The organism is Rothia sp. 18CD1-1 (assembly GCF_055285355.1).
This window is the reverse complement of record NZ_JBUZLI010000006.1, coordinates 1-16,241: the sequence shown is the minus strand read 5'-3', so window position 1 is coordinate 16,241 and position 16,241 is coordinate 1. Positions and strand designations below refer to the sequence as shown.

16 protein-coding genes are annotated in these 16,241 nt (G+C 57.6%); 9 read left to right on the top strand and 7 right to left on the bottom strand.

The window, feature by feature from the left end:
* Positions 1-3: 3 nt before the first annotated feature.
* Genes ACS1BR_RS05655 through pknB form a run of 5 tightly spaced genes read left to right on the top strand, consistent with a single transcriptional unit; the run spans position 4 to position 8,386 of the window.
* On the top strand, positions 4-1,731 hold the full coding sequence (locus ACS1BR_RS05655) for a PP2C family protein-serine/threonine phosphatase (RefSeq protein WP_463560915.1): 1,728 nt from the start codon (positions 4-6) through the stop codon (positions 1,729-1,731).
* Complete coding sequence (locus tag ACS1BR_RS05650; protein ID WP_463560913.1) at positions 1,724-3,163, top strand: FtsW/RodA/SpoVE family cell cycle protein; 1,440 nt, start codon at positions 1,724-1,726, stop codon at positions 3,161-3,163. Before ACS1BR_RS05655 ends, ACS1BR_RS05650 begins: the two co-directional genes overlap by 8 nt.
* On the top strand, positions 3,156-4,601 hold the full coding sequence (locus tag ACS1BR_RS05645) for a peptidoglycan D,D-transpeptidase FtsI family protein (RefSeq protein WP_463560912.1): 1,446 nt from the start codon (positions 3,156-3,158) through the stop codon (positions 4,599-4,601). Before ACS1BR_RS05650 ends, ACS1BR_RS05645 begins: the two co-directional genes overlap by 8 nt.
* On the top strand, positions 4,598-6,373 hold the full coding sequence (locus tag ACS1BR_RS05640; RefSeq protein ID WP_463560910.1) for a protein kinase domain-containing protein: 1,776 nt from the start codon (positions 4,598-4,600) through the stop codon (positions 6,371-6,373). Before ACS1BR_RS05645 ends, ACS1BR_RS05640 begins: the two co-directional genes overlap by 4 nt.
* 12 nt (positions 6,374-6,385) lie before the next feature.
* Positions 6,386-8,386: a Stk1 family PASTA domain-containing Ser/Thr kinase gene (gene pknB, locus ACS1BR_RS05635; RefSeq protein ID WP_463560909.1), complete on the top strand. Its 2,001-nt coding sequence runs from the start codon at positions 6,386-6,388 to the stop codon at positions 8,384-8,386.
* A gap of 4 nt (positions 8,387-8,390) precedes the next feature.
* Here the strand turns inward: pknB and ACS1BR_RS05630 are convergent, their stop codons facing one another.
* The 3 genes from ACS1BR_RS05630 to ACS1BR_RS05620 are packed head-to-tail and all read right to left on the bottom strand — an operon-like array spanning position 8,391 to position 10,004.
* The gene (locus tag ACS1BR_RS05630) at positions 8,391-9,026 is read right to left on the bottom strand and encodes an aminodeoxychorismate/anthranilate synthase component II (protein ID WP_463560907.1); all 636 of its coding nucleotides are present in this window, start codon (positions 9,024-9,026) and stop codon (positions 8,391-8,393) included.
* 34 nt (positions 9,027-9,060) lie between these two features.
* Positions 9,061-9,225 carry a hypothetical protein gene (locus tag ACS1BR_RS05625; RefSeq protein WP_463560906.1) on the bottom strand — a complete coding sequence of 55 codons (165 nt, stop codon included), beginning with the start codon at positions 9,223-9,225 and terminating at the stop codon, positions 9,061-9,063.
* 17 nt (positions 9,226-9,242) lie between these two features.
* Positions 9,243-10,004, bottom strand: coding sequence for a class E sortase (locus tag ACS1BR_RS05620; RefSeq protein WP_463560904.1), 762 nt, complete (start codon positions 10,002-10,004; stop codon positions 9,243-9,245).
* 146 nt (positions 10,005-10,150) lie between these two features.
* Between ACS1BR_RS05620 and ACS1BR_RS05615 the strand changes: the two genes are divergently transcribed.
* The 3 genes from ACS1BR_RS05615 to ACS1BR_RS05605 are packed head-to-tail and all read left to right on the top strand — an operon-like array spanning position 10,151 to position 11,344.
* Positions 10,151-10,447 (top strand): cell division protein CrgA, encoded by a 297-nt coding sequence (locus ACS1BR_RS05615; RefSeq protein WP_463560903.1) that lies wholly within the window; start codon positions 10,151-10,153, stop codon positions 10,445-10,447.
* Between the two features lie 8 nt (positions 10,448-10,455).
* Positions 10,456-10,701, top strand: coding sequence for a hypothetical protein (locus ACS1BR_RS05610; RefSeq protein WP_463560901.1), 246 nt, complete (start codon positions 10,456-10,458; stop codon positions 10,699-10,701).
* A 43-nt stretch (positions 10,702-10,744) separates the two neighbouring features.
* Entirely contained in the window at positions 10,745-11,344 is a 600-nt protein-coding gene (locus ACS1BR_RS05605) for a hypothetical protein (RefSeq protein WP_463560900.1), read from the top strand.
* Position 11,345: 1 nt separating this feature from the next.
* Here the strand turns inward: ACS1BR_RS05605 and ACS1BR_RS05600 are convergent, their stop codons facing one another.
* The 4 genes from ACS1BR_RS05600 to ACS1BR_RS05585 all read right to left on the bottom strand — a co-directional run bounded on the left by ACS1BR_RS05600 (position 11,346) and on the right by ACS1BR_RS05585 (position 14,815).
* A complete protein-coding gene (locus ACS1BR_RS05600; protein ID WP_463560898.1) occupies positions 11,346-12,389 on the bottom strand; it encodes an arsenic resistance protein in 1,044 nt (347 codons plus the stop codon).
* Positions 12,349-13,056 carry a B3/B4 domain-containing protein gene (locus ACS1BR_RS05595; RefSeq protein WP_463560895.1) on the bottom strand — a complete coding sequence of 236 codons (708 nt, stop codon included), beginning with the start codon at positions 13,054-13,056 and terminating at the stop codon, positions 12,349-12,351. The genes ACS1BR_RS05600 and ACS1BR_RS05595 overlap by 41 nt, the downstream gene beginning before the upstream one ends.
* A 157-nt stretch (positions 13,057-13,213) precedes the next feature.
* Positions 13,214-13,753 carry a YceI family protein gene (locus ACS1BR_RS05590; protein WP_463560892.1) on the bottom strand — a complete coding sequence of 180 codons (540 nt, stop codon included), beginning with the start codon at positions 13,751-13,753 and terminating at the stop codon, positions 13,214-13,216.
* Between the two features lie 147 nt (positions 13,754-13,900).
* Positions 13,901-14,815 (bottom strand): ArgP/LysG family DNA-binding transcriptional regulator, encoded by a 915-nt coding sequence (locus ACS1BR_RS05585; RefSeq protein ID WP_463560889.1) that lies wholly within the window; start codon positions 14,813-14,815, stop codon positions 13,901-13,903.
* A 101-nt stretch (positions 14,816-14,916) separates the two neighbouring features.
* On the opposite strand from ACS1BR_RS05585, the gene ACS1BR_RS05580 reads away from it, so the two are divergent.
* Positions 14,917-16,149 (top strand): hypothetical protein, encoded by a 1,233-nt coding sequence (locus ACS1BR_RS05580; RefSeq protein WP_463560885.1) that lies wholly within the window; start codon positions 14,917-14,919, stop codon positions 16,147-16,149.
* Positions 16,150-16,241 lie beyond the last annotated feature (92 nt).

Here is a 16,241-nt window from a genome sequence, read left to right as displayed (position 1 = left end):
CCTATGGGTATCGCCTTCCGCTACGCCGCACGCTCAGACGTGGGTAAAGTACGCTCCAAAAATGATGACTCCGGCTATGCCGGCCACTACCTTGCCGTGGTTGCCGACGGCATGGGCGGGCATATGGGCGGCGATGTCGCATCGGCGACCACCGTTTTAGACCTCACCCCCCTGGACCACCCCGGTTATAACGGCTCCGCCGGTGTCTACCTGGCCGACGAAATCACCACCGCAAACATGATCATGAACGAGCTGGTGGAACTCAACCCCGCGCTGTCAGGTATGGGCACCACCTGCACCGCCCTGCTCATTGACGGGGATCAGATTGAGCTGGCCCATATCGGCGACTCCCGCGCCTACCGGCTGCGCGGCGGTGAAAACGGCAGCTTTACCCAGATCACCACCGACCACACCTTTGTACAGCGCCTCCTCGAGGAGGGCCGGCTCACCTCCGATGAAGCAGAAAACCACCCCCACAAAAACGTGATTATGCGGGTACTTGGTGACGTTGATGCCTCACCCGAGCTGCAGACGCTCACCCTGGACGCGCAGGTGGGCGATAAATGGGTGCTCAGCTCAGACGGCCTCGACTCCGTGGTGAGTACGGCAGAAATTGAGGCGGTGATGCGCTCCACCAATGATCTTAAACAGCTGACCGACACGCTAGTTGACCTGACGCTCAACCGCGGCGCCCCGGACAATGTCACCGTGCTTGCCCTGTCGGTGATCGAGGAAAGCGCCCTCTCTGAAGCTGTCACCTCGCCGCAGCCTGTTGTTCCGCTGAAAAAATACACCAAAGACGGCGAATACGCCGGCGTTTACCCCACCGCACTGGATGGGAAATTTGACGGCGTGGAGGAAAATTCTGTGTCCCTCCCCGCAGAGCTGGACGCACAGGGCACCGAGCCAGTAGATACCGACACCACCGACGAGCAGCGGCACAGGGTCCCCTGGCGGCGGCGCCTCCCCCACGACGCCAAACTGCGCAACGCCCTGCGCTACGGCAAGTGGCGGGGGGAGTCCTTCTCAGACGGCGTCTTCAACATGATGACGGAGAATTCCGGTGTCGATGAGCGGCCCGAAAACTCCGAGGATTCATCGGCGGCGGTCTTACGGCAAGAGCTGGACGAGCGCCCCCACCAGCTGGTGGGGGCGGCAGCTAACGCCACCAACACGGGCATGATTCCCGCGGTCACCAACCGCACCCTGAAACGGCGCGCCACCCTGGCAAACACCCAGGAGCGGGGGCTTAGCCAAGACAGCACCGAGCTACCCGAGGAGCTTCAGGCGCTGATCGATGAAGACCCCCGCGAAGCCCGTCGCCGCTGGCCGCTCAAAATTTTTACGGTAGCCCTCACCCTGGGGGTTATCGTCGCCGGGGTAGCCACCTTTTTCAGCTGGGTGAACGATCAGTACTATGTGGGTGCAAACAGCGACAGGGTCGCGGTTTTTAACGGTGTCCCGCAAAGCGTTGGCCCGTTTAGGCTCTACGAGGTGGTTGAGGAAACCGATATTGAGATGAACTCCCTACCGGAATATTCGCAGTCGCTGGTGCGAAACACCATTAACGCCAGTGATCTCTCGGAGGCCCAGCGCATAGTGAGTGACCTCCAGACCCAGGCGGTGACGAGTGAGCCGGAAGGGGAACCGTCTGCCTCCGCGTCACCGGGTACAGTAACCACGGTGGAACCAACCGAAGCCCCGTTATCGGGAGGTAGTATCGATGGCTAAAGCACTCTCCGATTCTTTACCCAAGTCGCGCCGTATGGTGGAGCTTTTCCTCACTCTCATCGCTGTTGCCCTGTGCCCTATCAGTATGTGGCTGATCGACTCAGAAGAAATCGCCAACGGTAACATCACCTGGATACTGGCTACCGCCGTGCTTGGTGGTGGTGCGCTGCTCATTCACATTATCCTGCACCTGCGCGCGAAATATGCTGACCCTCTGATCCTTCCCGCGGTGGTGGCGCTCAACAGTCTTGGGCTCGCCATGATTTACCGAATCGATTTGACTACCTCAAATCAGGCTGGGGCTGCGCAGATCATGTGGACCGGTATCGCTTTTGTGGGTGCGGCTCTGACCATCTTTTTCTTGAAGGATCACCGGGTGCTGCGGAAGATCACCTATATTTCGCTGGCTGTCTCCCTGCTCCTGCTTCTGCTGCCCCTCATCCCCTACCTGGGTGTAGAGATCAACGGTGCCCGTATCTGGATCAATATTGCCGGGCGCACCTTCCAGCCCGGAGAGATTGCAAAGATTACCCTGGCGATTTTCTTCGCGGGCTACCTCTCCACCCATCGCGACCTCATCATGATTGCCGGTCAACGGATTGGCCCTATCCGCCTGCCGCGTTTTCGCGACCTCGCACCCATGTTTATTGCCTGGCTGCTCAGTATCGGTGTGCTGGTTTTTCAGAGTGACCTGGGTTCAGCCATCCTTTTCTTCGGCCTGTTCATGGTGATGCTCTACCTGGCGACGGGCAGCCGCACCTGGGTGGCCCTGGGCCTCATTTTTATTGCGGCGGGGGGGCTGTTGGCCTATAACTTTATTGGGCACGTAACCCGCCGTATCGACGCCTGGATCCACGCTTTCGACGCCGATATATACAACCAGACCTACGGCGGTTCCATGCAGATTATCCAGGGACTCTTTGGGCTTGCCACCGGCGGACTCTTCGGTAGGGGCTGGGGTCAGGGCCGCCCCGATCTGGTTGCCTACTCCAACTCAGACATGATTATTTCTTCGCTGGGTGAGGAGCTAGGGCTGCTCGGCCTCGGCGCCATTCTTATGCTGTTCATGATCCTCATTAGCCGGGGTATGCGGGCTGCGCTGGGCACCCGAGACGGCTTTGGAAAACTTCTTGCGGGCGGTCTCTCTGCGGTGATCGTACTACAGCTTTTCGTGGTGATCGGCGGGGTCACCCGTCTTATTCCGCTCACCGGGCTCACCACGCCCTTCATGTCTGCCGGGGGGTCGTCTCTGCTGGCGAACTGGGTGATAGTAGCGCTGCTACTGGCAATTTCGCATACGGCCCGAGCGCCGCACTTTGTTGACAGCTACGACGACCTTCCGGTGAGTATCGATTACGAGGGCGACGAGTCTGAGGGCGCAACAAGCCTCATATCAAAAATCAACACCGCGGGAGGAGCTCACCGTGAATAAATCGATACGTAACGTCTGGATAGCGTCTACCTGCGTTTTTGTGCTTTTGCTGGGTTCACTCACCTATGTGCAGTTCTTTGATGCCAAGGCGCTAGAAGCTAACCCCTGGAATTCGCGGGCACTGTATGAGAGCTACGGTTCGCAGCGCGGCGCCATTGTGGTGGGGGGTAGGGAGATTGCTTCATCTGTTCCCTCTGAGAATGGGTACAGCTACCAGCGGGTGTACTCCAGCCCCGAGGAATATGCTGCTCTCACCGGCTATTTTTCGTCGATTTACGGGGCCACCGGGCTGGAGTCCGCCATGAACCAGGAGCTCTCGGGTACCTCCGACAGCCAGTTTTATGACAGGCTGGCCCAGATGTTCACCAACGGGTCTTCGCAGGGGGCTACCGTTGAGCTCACCATTGATGCTGAGCTTCAGTCTCTCGCCTATAGTCTGCTGGGTGGCCGTAAGGGGTCGATCGTGGCGATGAACCCCAAGACCGGTGAGATTCTGGCGATGGTGAGCTCGCCGTCCTATGACCCGAACACGCTGTCTTCGCCCGACAACAATTCGGTTCTCAGCCAGTATCAGGCACTCAACGACGATGCCGACCACCCGCTCTATAACCGGGCTATCGCCGGGAACACCTACTCCCCCGGGTCCACCTTCAAGATTATTGACGCTGTTGCTGCCCTTGAGTCGGGAAAGTATACCGCCGACACGGTGATTCCTAACCCGCAGAACTATACGCTGCCGGGAACCACCACCACGCTACCCAACTATGTGAACGGGCAGTGTAGCACCCGTGCCGAGGCAACTATAGAATGGGCTTTAGCACAGTCCTGCAACACCCCTTTCGCACAGGTCGCTGTTGACCTTGGCCAGGATACGCTATCTAGGACGGCGCAGAATTTTGGGTATGGAGATTCTACGCTCACTATTCCGCTGGCGGTATCGGAGTCGGTTTTCCCCTCAGATATGACTGACTCTGAGCTTGCTCAGGCGTCTATTGGCCAGTATGACACCAAGACGACCCCCTTGCAGGTTGCCATGATGTCTTCGGCTATTGCCAACGACGGCACGCAGATGAAGCCGAATCTGATTCGATCGGTCAAGTCCCATAATCTGAGTTCGCTCTACGAGTTTTCTGCTGAGCGGCTTCGGCAGTCGACCTCGAAAGATGTGTCTGATCAGGTGAAAGATTGGATGGTCAATAACGTGGATAACGGTATCGCCTCCGGCGCCGCCGTTGACGGGGTGAGGGTAGCCGGTAAAACCGGTACCGCTGAAATCGGTGCGTCCGGTTATAACAATGCCTGGTTTACCGGGTTTGCTCCGGCAGACGATCCGCAGGTTGCTGTTGCGGTTGTCTACGAGGGCGTTGATACTAGTGAGGGAGCGTCTTTGGCGGCTCCGGCGGCTAAGCAAATTTTTGAGGCGGTGTTAGACAGGTGAGACCCTCAACCGAGACAACTCTGGGTGGTCGCTACGACCTGACCGAGCGTATCGCTATTGGCGGTATGGGTGAGGTGTGGAAGGCTCGTGATAAAGTTCTTGGTCGCATCGTTGCGGTAAAGATTCTAAAAGAGGAATATACCGGTGACCCTGGTTTCCTTGAGCGGTTTCGTGCTGAGGCACGCCACACCGCCCTGCTGAACCACCCCGGTGTCGCCAATGTTTTTGACTACGGCGAGGAAGAAGGCTCGGCCTACCTGGTGATGGAGCTGGTGCCCGGTGACCCGCTATCAGCGATTATTGAGCGTGAGCGTCAACTCGACCCCGATCGTATCCTCAATATTATTGCCCAGACCGCCCGGGCGCTTGCTGCCGCCCACGCCCAGGGCCTGGTCCACCGCGATGTGAAGCCGGGGAACCTGATCATCACCCCCGATAACAGGGTGAAGGTAACCGACTTTGGTATTGCCCGGCTGGCTGACCAGGTTCCTCTCACCGCTACCGGGCAGGTGATGGGTACGGCGCAGTACCTCGCCCCCGAGCAGGCTACCGGCCAGCAGGCAACACCCTCGTCAGACATGTATTCGCTCGGTGTGATCGGCTATGAGTGTTTGGCGGGTAAGCGTCCTTTTACCGGCGAGTCCCAGATAGCAATCGCGCTGGCTCAGGTCAATGACCCACCGCCACCTCTGCCCAGTACTGTACCGGCCCCCGCAGCCGGGCTCATGATGTGCCTCCTGTCAAAGGATCCGGGGAAGCGGCCCAAAAGCGCGACTGCCCTGGCGAGCGCGATCGACGCTATCCGGCGCCGCGATATTCCGGCAGCTATTAAGGCTGTACCGTCGCTGGCTGATTTCTTGCCCGAGGACTCCGCGGATTCGGCGACACAGGTGATAACGGCACCAACCACCGTCACCGCTGAGACCGCTCGCTTTGGGTCTGGAGCCAGCTATACGCCGCAACCAACAACCGCCGAAATTCCCAAGGTTTCTCCGAACACCCTGGCGCGCCCGGCCGCCGCCCAAAAGAAGAAAAAGAAGTCTCCCTGGGGCTGGATTTCCCTCCTGTTGATCGCGATTATTCTCGGTCTAGTTATCTGGTTTTTGGTGGCCGGTAACGGTGGCTCGGGTAGCGGCCCCGCGGGCGGTTCGCCCTCACCTTCGGGTACGGTGTCGACAGCCGGGCCGTCCGCCGGTCAGCAAACCGCTAACAGCTCAGATACCGTGACCATCAACCCGGATGATTATGTGGGCCGTAATCTCACCGACGTGGTTAACGATTTGGTGGCAATGGGTCTGTCTACCCAGACCACCGCGGTCACCTCTACCGAGAATTCCGATACCGTGATTTCGGTTTCACCCACAGGTTCTGTGCAGGTGGGAAGCACCGTGACGGTCACCTACTCAACGGGGCCTCAAACGGCGACCCTGCCCTCCAACCTTGTGGGAATGGGTGCAGATGAGGCGATTAATTCGATTACCGCGCTGGGTGTCAATGTCCGGGTCCACTACGAAGATTCGGAAAGCGCTACCGCGAACACGGTGATACGAACAAACCCCTCTTCTGGGTCTGAGGTCGAAATCGGTAGTAGCGTAGATGTTTACGTTGCAACTTCAACGCGGTCGTCTGCGAGCGCAACCGCGAGTGCGAGCTCTTCGCCCTCGTCGTCGAGCGGAAGCTCGGGTCAGGCCTCGGACGATGACGAGGCGGATGATTCGGGCGCACAGGCTCGCGGTAACCAGCCGACCGGTACTAGCAGAGCAGCAAACTAGCGGGTGAAGTTTATGGAATTTTCTATTCCCGATATGATCGATACGCGTTACCGCCTGGGCGAATCTATTGGCTCGGGTGCGATGGCTACTGTCTATTCGGCGGAGGATACCCGCCTGGGTCGCATGGTTGCGCTGAAAATTTTGCGCCCCGAGCATGCGGCGGATAATACTTTTCGGGCCCGGTTTCAGCGTGAGGCTGAGGCGGTGGCTTCGCTGAATCACCCGTCAATTGTGAGTGTCTATGACACGGGTTCTTTTGCTGTGAGCAAGGGTGACGATGATGATCCGGTGCAGGTTCCATTTCTTGTGATGGAGCTGGTTCACGGCAGCTCGCTGCGCGATATTGTGGAGGAGCGCGGCGAGCTGCCGGTGTCCGAGGCGATTTCTTACGGGTCGCAGATTCTTGAGGCTCTCCAGTATGCCGGTGATGCCGGTATTGTGCACCGCGATATTAAGCCGGCGAATGTGATGGTTCTGCCCCAGACCGAGGAGGATATATCTAAGGATCAGGCGGGGCAGGTCAAGGTGATGGACTTTGGTATTGCCAGTGCCATGAGTTTATCGGGTGAGCAGCTGACCAAGGCTAATACTGTGATGGGTACTGCCCGCTATATTTCGCCCGAGCAGGCGCGCGGCGAAACGGTAGATTCTCGTAGCGACATATATTCTGCTGCCTGTGTTATCTACGAGATGATCGCGGGTCGGGCACCCTTTGATGCCGAGTCGAGCGTTGATCTTGCCTCTATGCACCTGAGCGAGACTCCGCAGCCACCGAGTAGCTACGCCCGGCAGGAGGTGCCGGCCGCCGTTGACACCGTGATACTTAAAGCACTGAGTAAGTCTCGCAGTGACCGCTACCAGAATGCTGACGCTTTTCGTACCGCCCTGGTGAGTGCCGGGCAGGGGGTGGGGCCGTGGTCAACCTACAGTGACGCGGAAACCCAACCTACTGCCGCGCTGGCAGCGGGTGCCGCTACAGCCACCATTGGTGCGGCCGCCGGCTACACGACCTCCACGGAGCAGGCCCCGGTGGAGGACACCGGCTTGGGCGGGTTCTTTGAGAATGCTCAGTCGGAGTATACCGACGATGAGCTCTACGACTACGAGCGTAACGAGGCGCTGGCTAAGAAGAAACGCCGCCGTCAGGCCTGGGCCAGGGTTATCACGGGCATGGTTATTGCTGCTCTTGCTGTCTTCTCTATTGGCACCGTGCTCTACTATCAGAATGAGCTCAACCGGGTGCCCACCCACAGTGTTCCGCAGATTCAGGGGATGTCTCGCGATGATGCCGAGAACACCCTGCGTAATCTGAATCTTACGGTCAAGTGGGAGACCGAGTACTCGGAGACCGTTGAGAAGAACAAGGTGGTTAAGGTTTCTCCGGTGACCGGCACCGAGGTTGAAGAGGGCTCCGAGGTGACGGTGACTATCTCCGATGGGCCCTCGCGCGTATCCGTTCCCGATAATCTTTCGGGGCAGTCTGAATCCTATGTGCGGTCGGCCCTTGAAAGCGCGGGTTTTGTTGCTGGTCGAACTTCCACGGTCAATAGTGCCACCGTTCCGGCCGGTATGGTGGTGACCACCAACCCCGCACCGGGCGCGGAGGCGGCTGCCGGTTCTACCGTCGATATTGTGCTCTCTACCGGCAAGGTTGAGGTCCCCAATGTCACCGGGATGACCCGTGATCAGGCTATTGCTGCCCTTCAGGCGCCGGATGTCATGCTCAGCACCAATGTTGAGACTGTTCAAACCAGCTCGGCTGCCGCGGGCACGGTGATCTCACAGAGCGCGGTGGCCGGTACCTCGATTGAGCAGGGAAGCACGGTCACTATCCGTGTGGCTGCATCCCCGGCGGCTACGTCAACGACGGCGCCGCGGGCTACCGCCTCCCCGTCGCCCTCAGCGAGTAGTAACCCACGCTCATCCGGATCCGACGAGGAGGAAGACGATCTCACCCCGGCAGGAGACGGTGCCCCCGGTGCTTCGGCCTCTCCCTCTGCCTCGGGCAGGTAGTCTCTTATTCGGTGATCAGTGGGGGGAGCTTACGGGCTCTCTCCGCCGCGCCGGTGAGGCCCACGTCCTCAAGCCAGTTGCCCAGCATGAGGTAGCCGCCTTCGGTCAGGACCGATTCGGGGTGGAACTGTACACCGTGTATGGGTGCCCACCGGTGTTCGAGGCCCATAATGATGCCGCTGTCAGTACTTGCGGTAACCTGCAACTGCTCGGGTAGGGTCTCGGGTGCGACGGCTAACGAATGGTAGCGGGTAGCGGTGAAGGGGCTGGGTATCTGCCGGAAGACCGAGATGTTCTGGTGGACCAGTCTGGAGGTTTTGCCGTGCATGAGCTCGGGGGCGTGGGTGACCGTGCCGCCGAAAGCTTCGGCGATCGCCTGGTGTCCCAGGCACACACCCAGAAGTGGCTTGTGTTGTTCTGCCGCCCAGCGAATGAGGTCGATGATGAACCCGGCCTCGTCCGGGGCGCCGGGGCCGGGCGAGATGAGTAGGCCGTCGTGGCCGCTGGCCAGCTCGATGGCGCGGGTCAGGGGTACATCGTCGTTGCGGATAACCGTGGTGTCAGCCCCGAGCTGTTGGAGGTACCCGACGAGGGTGAATACAAAGCTGTCGTAGTTATCGATGACGAGTATTTTTGTCACGGTGTTTCCTTAGGACCGGTAGGTGGTGGCGGGGCTATTCGGTGTCGATGGTGACCCGGTTGTAGAAGGGGCTGTGTTCGGCAAAGGCCGGGAAGGCGTACTCCATCAGGGCCCAGATGATCAGGGTGAGGAGTGCCAGCACAATGATGATGCGCAGCCACAGGGGGCCGGGTAGGTGTCTGAAGATCCATCCGTACATGCCTGCCTCTTCTCTTTCTAGTTGTGTACCGCGGCGGCAATTTCTTGGGGGGCACCGGCGGAGAGCGGTTGCCATGACTCCAGGGTAGCGTGGACGATGTAGCGTTCGCTGTCTCCAAAGCGGGGGTGGCAGGTGGTGAGTGTGAGGAGTCGTTCTGTTGCCTCTGCCGATGCGTCGTCGGGGTTGGGGGCGATGACGTAGACGTCGGTGGGGAGCACGATCTTGGATTCGTAGACGGTGTAGGTGTAGTAGCCGTCTTTGGTTTGTACGTAGATGCGGTCTCCGTTTTCTATTTTGTCGATGTAGTCGAGTACTGCCCCGTTGGTTTGGCGGTGGCCTGCGAGCGCAAAATTGCCGATGTCGCCGGGCAGGGCGGTTCCTTCGTAGTGGCCCAGGCCCAGGTTGTCGAGGACGTCCTGGGTGGTTCCTTCTGCTGTGGGGCGCCGGTAGTTTTCGCCGAGGCGGGGTATGTAGATGATTCCGAATGCTTCTCCCCGGTCGGGTTGCTGGCTCACGGGCGGGTCGGTGGGGTCTTCTACGGCTTTATGCGTGTTTTCTTCGGTGGGCGCGGGTTCTGCTGTCTGGAATTCTTGGGCGAGGGATTCAACTGTTTCTGCCTGTGCCCTGTTAGCGTCGATGTTGGTCCACCAGAGTTGCCAGGCGACAAAGAGGAGTATGAGAAAGCCCAGGGTGATGAGGAGTTCTCCGGTTACCTGTATTATCCACCGGCCCGCAGTTTTGGGTCTGGGGGCTGCGTGTTTCTTTGTCTGGTTGGTCATTGTCTCCTCAAAGGTATGTGCTTTTCCGTCTGTGGTCCGGCGGCAGAGTGATTCAAGGATAGAATGTAGCTGGATTAAGCCTAGTATTGTTATACAAGATTAAACCGTACATGATATACGCTCATGTGCGAGCCTATGGAGGAATCGTGACTGAATCGAAGAGGCAGACTCGTGCCGAGAAAGAGGCACGGCGGGAGCTTGAACGCGAGGAGGCTCTTTTTCGCCGTGCTGCCCAGGAGATGTCTACCGATGAGTTCGCTTCTCCCACGCCTCTCTGGTACCGGGTTATTATGTTCGGTTTGGTGGTACTGGGTGTTCTGTGGATTATGGTTTATTACATCACTAACTATCAGTTTCCTGTTCCCGGTCTTTTGAATTGGAACATTGTGATTGGTATTGGGCTGATGATGGTGGGTATGGTCATGATGACCCGCTGGCGTTAGGGGTAGGCGTGTCTGAGCACGATGGATCGAGCGATAGGTTTTCGGGGAGTTCTGACCCCGCCCAGGATTCTGCTGATCGGCAGAAACCCGAGGTGACCAACCCCAGGAATCTGGCCCCTGTCGACCCGGGTGAGCCCCGCAATCAGCGTGAAGACATTAGGGCGGCTATATTTGAAACCAGGCTACGGCGCTGGGCGCTTATCGGTTGCCTTGTGGCGGTAGTCGGTTATTTTGTGTGGCAGAATTTTTTCTAGCCACACTGTTGTATTCACACAAGGAAGATTGAGGGTAACTTCTATGCTGTTTCCAGCAAGTTCACGACGGGTGTCGGCTGCAGCTTTTGCCGCCCCACTTTTTTTGGTTTTGCTTGTCGCCTGCGGCCAGGGGGATTCTGGGGAGGGTTCATCAGCGGCAGCTACGTCGGCGTCGGCTAGCCCGTCGGTGTCTGCGTCGGTGTCGGCTTCAGCATCTGCGTCTCCTACCGCTGAGGAGACGGAGGCTGAACCGGAGCCTACCCCGGAGGAAACCGAGGCGCCCTATATCGCTAATCTTGAGCTGAGCGAGGAGGAGATAGCGGCCATGTACTCGAGTGCTGAGGAGTTGGCCGCTATGGATCAGGCGCATGAGCAGGACCTCATTGCTAAAGGCTATGACCCCAATGATGAGTACATTAAGTACGGTGAGGTCTTGTGCGGTGGCCAGGCTTTTGCCACAACCGAGGACCTCCGGTCCTGGGATGCTTCGCAGGCTTTTATTGACTGGTATGCCCGGTATGTTGCTGAGGCTCCCCAGCATGTGCACGATATGAGCGCCGGTAACCGGGCCGCCGAGGAGCAGGGTACTCCGCTGCCGGCTATCGATAGTGCCAAGTGCTCCGAGTACGGGCTTCTAGATTAGGTTATGCGGTGTCCGGTGAAGCCCGTTCACGGTGAGCGGGCTTTCGGAGGATCTTGACCATAGCCACCATCACTAGAAGTTCGATGAGTGTTTGTGTGATGACGGCTAGCGGGATCAGTGTCTGCCCGCTGATGCTGGAGATGGCCAGGGCCAGCGGGAGCACGACGAGTGAGTTTCGGGTTACGGCTGAAAAGGTGAGGGCGGTACGCACCGGAGTGTTTTCATTTTTGGCTGCGATCTTCCAGGCGTACGTTCCGCTGAGTGCGGCGAAGGACAGGTAGAGAAGGGCGGCGGGTAGAAGCTGCCCGGTGTGTCCGCTGATCCGGGCGGTGTGGCTGGCGATGATGGTGAAGAGCACCAGCATCGTGAGCGGAGTCATGAGTGTTTCCGCGACACGTTGACTGGTAGCCTGTACCCCGGTGTTGAGCCTCTGGATCAGCCAGGCTAACAGGAGCGGTCCGGTGATAGTGGTCAATGCTGTAGCCATCGCGGGGACCCCGGTTTCTAGGGTGTCGGCTGTTATCGGGGTGTTTTCCCAGAGGGGAAGCGTTGTGAAGATGGTGAGCCACAGCGGTACCGCAACTATCTGGCAGAGAAGCAGAACGGGGGTGGCCCGGGTGAGGTCTTCTGCGGACCCACCCGCACTACCGGTGAATACCACCACATAATCTATACAGGGTGCAAGAAGCACGAGTGCGGCGGCAAAAGCTACGGTGTCATCGAGCGGGGCCAGAGCGATGAGTGTTCCAGCGATGATGGGAACCACCAGAAAGTTGGTGGCCAGTAGTTTGCTGAGGAATCTCGGTGGAAAAGAGTGGCTTCCTCGGGGAATATGTAGCGGTATGCAGGTGAAGGTTGCCAGCAGAAGGAGTGCCAGTGCGGGCCCGTTCAGGGGTTCCAGTCCGGCCCCTATGCTGGGGGTGCCGGTAGCTACGACCACACCCAGCAGGAGGCTCAACAGGTAGAGGGCCACCTGGTGTTTTTCAAGCCAGGATGACACGGGGTTACCGGCCGATGAGGCGCTGCTCGATTCGCATGTTTTCACCCAGGTCGCTCAAGCGGTCGATCAGTTCTGCCCCGGCTGTTTCAAGCTGCGGTGTGGTGAGGGGGTCCAGTGCGTCGAGGATGAAGAGTGCGGCGGTGGTTTGGTCGCTCAAACCGGTGCGGGCGGTCTGTCGCCAGTTCCAGATACGGCAGGTGACCCCGAGGTCATCGCGCCATATAACTTCGCCTTCTTTGGGGTGTTCTGTTGCGGGTTCTCCCGATGAGAAGGTGGCAAATTCTTCGTGCCCGCTGGCACGGGTAAGACGGGGTGGCCCACTGTAGGCGGCGAGGTCTTCGCCACCCAGAGGGATCTGGTGTTTGACCGATATGGCGTTGTAGATATCGGTGAGCCGGTTGACCCTGGGGAGCCCCGCTGCTGCTCGGCGGGTTAGGGCTTCGAGCGAATTGCGGGTGCGCTGGGGTTTAGCCCCGAATGCCCTGTATGCTTCACGCCAGGAAGCTATATGGGCTAGCTCTTCAACAGGTGTCTGTGCGGTGAGTTCTGCGACGGTCTTCTCTGCATCCACGAGCATGGATTCGCTGGTCTCGTTGGATTCTCCGGGTTCTATACCGTCAACCGCAATGAGCAGGGCGCGGTAGTCGGGACGCAGGGTAAATATCGAGCTGTCGATACTGGCTTGGTCTAGAAAGGCTCTGAGATCGATCATTGTTTCTCCTTCTTCCTCAGTAAAAGTCTAGGAGCACCGGGCCCTGTTGTGAAGCCGGGAATTTCAGAGAAACACCCTGTATGGGCACAAAAATGTTGGGACCCACTCTTACGGGGCCCCAACATTTTTTGTTATATCGCTACCTGATCAATACGGCCTATGCTTCAGGGGCTACAAATTCAACGTCGAGGGTGATGGTCACCTTATCACCGACCATGACACCGCCGGCTTCGATAGCGGCGTTCCAGGTGATCCCAAAGTCTTTACGGGAGATTTTGGTGGAGACAGATGCACCAAAGCGGGTAGTTCCAAAGACATCGGTCACCACACCGCCAAATTCGCCCTTGAACTCTACGGGTCGGGTCTGCCCCTTGATGGTGAGATCCCCGGCAATGGTGAGGTCTTCACCATCGAGTTCAACGGAGGACGAGGTGAAGGTCATGTCCGGGTATGCATCAGCATCAAAAAACTCCGCAGACTTGAGATGGTTATCGCGGTCTGCCGATCGGGTGTCGATCGAGTCAATTTTTACGGACGCACTGATCCGTGATTCCGCGATATTTTCGGTGGCGGTGAAGGTTGCCTCGGCGTCGTTGAAGACGCCCTTGCTCTTGGAGACGCCCGCGTGACGCACGGAGAATCCGATTTCGCTGTGTGACGCGTCGAGGTTCCAGACACCCGGGATAAGTTCTGCCATGTTTTCTTCCTTTCAAGAAATGATGCTCTAGAATCAATAACAGCAATTTACTTTACTCGTAAAGTTTTTAAAAAACAAGAATACCCTCTGTTGGTATAACAAAAATATGCAGGGTCTCCCCGCAGAGTGGTCCACGGTGTCCAAAAATTACAGGGTCCACACATTCTTAGCGGCCGCATATACGCGCTCGGTCACCCGATCGAGTAGCTCCGAAGCCACCTTCCACCGCTGCCAGTAGAGGGGAAACTCGATAGGGTCCTCAACCAGTTTCACCAGGCGGCCATTGCGGAGGCCCTCAGCGCACTGCTGTTCGGGAATAACTCCCCACCCGATCCCCATGTCTACGGCCCTCGCATAGTCAGGTGAGGAGGGCACATAGACACTTGGCGCCTGACCCGCAGCGTCGTCCCGCAGACCGAATTCGGTGAGCAGCAGGGAACGGGCAAGGTCCTGTCCCACGTCTTTGCGGTCGTATTCGATAACCGGTGCCGCGTTCAGTTCTGCAAGGGTGACGCTCTGCGGCCATCCGGCGAAACGGCGCACGGCGTATTCGCGGGAGCTCACCACCCAGTATTGAGCCATTCCCAGTTTTTCCACCATACATCCCGGTATTGATTCCGGGTGCGAGGTGATAGCCGCCATCGTCTCTCCCGAGCGCAAAAGTGCTGAAGAGTGTTGTTCCCCTTCACGGCGTAGATCGCAGAAAATACGGTCTTCTTTAGCCAGTAACGCTACCGCGCTCAGTAGCCATGTTGCCAGTGAATCTGCATTGACCGCGATTGCTACCGTACGGTCATCGCTTTCACCGCCCAGCTGTCTCTCAAGTTCCCGGTTCAGGTATTCGCTCTGGCGGGCAGTTCGGAGCACGACTCGCCCGATCTCGGTGGGTGTTACCGGGTTGGTTCTTCTCAGCAGGGTATGCCCGGCAGCCTGTTCCATTGCTTTGATTCGCTGGGATACGGCAGAGGCACTCACCCCGAGAAGATCGGCGGCAGCATCAAAGGTTGCGTGTTCAACCACAAGCACAAAGGTGCGCAGCTGCTCGGCAGTAAAACGACTCATAGGCATATCTTAAATGCTCGAGGGCTTATCTCGGCGCCGTGTTCTTCTTCCGCACCCGAAAGTTTATACAGTACCCGAAGGCTAAAGCGGGTTATTCTTGAGTGATGACACTTTCTCGGCCAGATCTTGACTCCGCACATAACTGGTTTCAGGTGCGCGGTGTGCCCATGGTTATTCCGTCACGTGAGCGTCTGACCATGATGATCCCGCACAGTGTACCCGTCACCGCGTGGCTTGTCCTGAGCGCGCTGTGCTATAGCTTTCTGTTGAGCTTTCTCCTCTATATTGACGGCGATACCTCGGGTAATCCCGGCTCAACCCTGGGGCTCACCGAGGATCAGTTCTATCTGTCGATCCTGGGCGTCACCGCTGCCATGCCCGTGCTCTTGCTGATTGTGCCCTGGCTTCTGCGCCACCTCGCACGCCGACTATCTCTCAGGGGCCAGTTCACCCTGGGCCTTATTTTGGTATCGATAACTCTGGTTATTTTTTCACCTCTCTATACTTTCGGTGGGGAAAGATTTACAGATTCTTGGTGGGATTTTTCTTTCTTTGCCCTGATTTTGTTTCTCGTCCTGTTCTTTGAGCTTGATGTTCTACTGATCTGGGCGGGGCGGCAGACCCTGCGTGAACTCGGAATGCTCATGCCTATGGTCGCTAAAGTTCTTCCCGTGCTCATGATTGCCGTACTCTTTATTTTTGTGAACGGGGACGTGTGGAAGGTTGCCAATAATCTTTCGAATACACGCACTCTCCAGGTGTTCGGGATCCTGTTTCTCCTCGCATTTTTTGTAACCGTCACTACTTCTACTGAGCGTACTCGCAGGCTTCTCGGGTCAAAAACTGGCGACTACCTAGAGGATTTTAGTCTTGAAGAATACTATTCAACAGCCCAGTCAGCGGCCGGTCTCTGGCCGTCAGTGGTGAAACGGGTGCCGCCCGACCGGCTTACTTCTTCCCGAAAAATTAGCTGGATGGAATGGGTCAATTTTATTACCCTACCCGTTCTCAGCCAGATCATTCAGGCCCTTATTTTTGCTGTGATGGTTTTCTTTTTCTTTCTGTGGTTCGGTAGTTTTGCGATTCCCCAGAGCACCGTGGCCGGCTGGTTAGGGGAAGACCCAGCACATCTTTCTCTGGCCGGACTCACCATTCCCCTGAGCGCGGTTCTCGTGAAGGTTTCTGTCATTATCGCCGGTTTCGCCAGCCTCAATTTCGTGTCGTCGACAGCAGCCGATGAAAAATATTTTAAGGACTTCATGGGACCCATGGTTACCTACCTACGTCAGGTTACTATCATTCGTAACCTTTATTTGGCAGCTCACGAGAAGTAGAAATACCTTTTCCCACACTGGTCAGCTTTAACCTTATGTCCCTACACGCCCCTGGGGGGTCTCAGGAAAAATATCGACCAAGACAGAAGACA

Bases quoted from the DNA above. Each gene is read 5' to 3' on its own strand.
- pknB (WP_463560909.1), top strand. From the start codon at position 6,386: ATGGAATTTTCTATTCCCGATATGATCGATACGCGTTACCGCCTGGGC.
- ACS1BR_RS05655 (WP_463560915.1), top strand. From the start codon at position 4: ATGGGTATCGCCTTCCGCTACGCCGCACGCTCAGACGTGGGTAAAGTA.
- ACS1BR_RS05595 (WP_463560895.1), bottom strand. From the start codon at position 13,056: ATGATCGATCTCAGAGCCTTTCTAGACCAAGCCAGTATCGACAGCTCG.
- ACS1BR_RS05585 (WP_463560889.1), bottom strand. From the start codon at position 14,815: ATGAGTCGTTTTACTGCCGAGCAGCTGCGCACCTTTGTGCTTGTGGTT.
- ACS1BR_RS05590 (WP_463560892.1), bottom strand. From the start codon at position 13,753: ATGGCAGAACTTATCCCGGGTGTCTGGAACCTCGACGCGTCACACAGC.
- ACS1BR_RS05605 (WP_463560900.1), top strand. From the start codon at position 10,745: ATGCTGTTTCCAGCAAGTTCACGACGGGTGTCGGCTGCAGCTTTTGCC.
- ACS1BR_RS05650 (WP_463560913.1), top strand. From the start codon at position 1,724: ATGGCTAAAGCACTCTCCGATTCTTTACCCAAGTCGCGCCGTATGGTG.
- ACS1BR_RS05620 (WP_463560904.1), bottom strand. From the start codon at position 10,004: ATGACCAACCAGACAAAGAAACACGCAGCCCCCAGACCCAAAACTGCG.
- ACS1BR_RS05625 (WP_463560906.1), bottom strand. From the start codon at position 9,225: ATGTACGGATGGATCTTCAGACACCTACCCGGCCCCCTGTGGCTGCGC.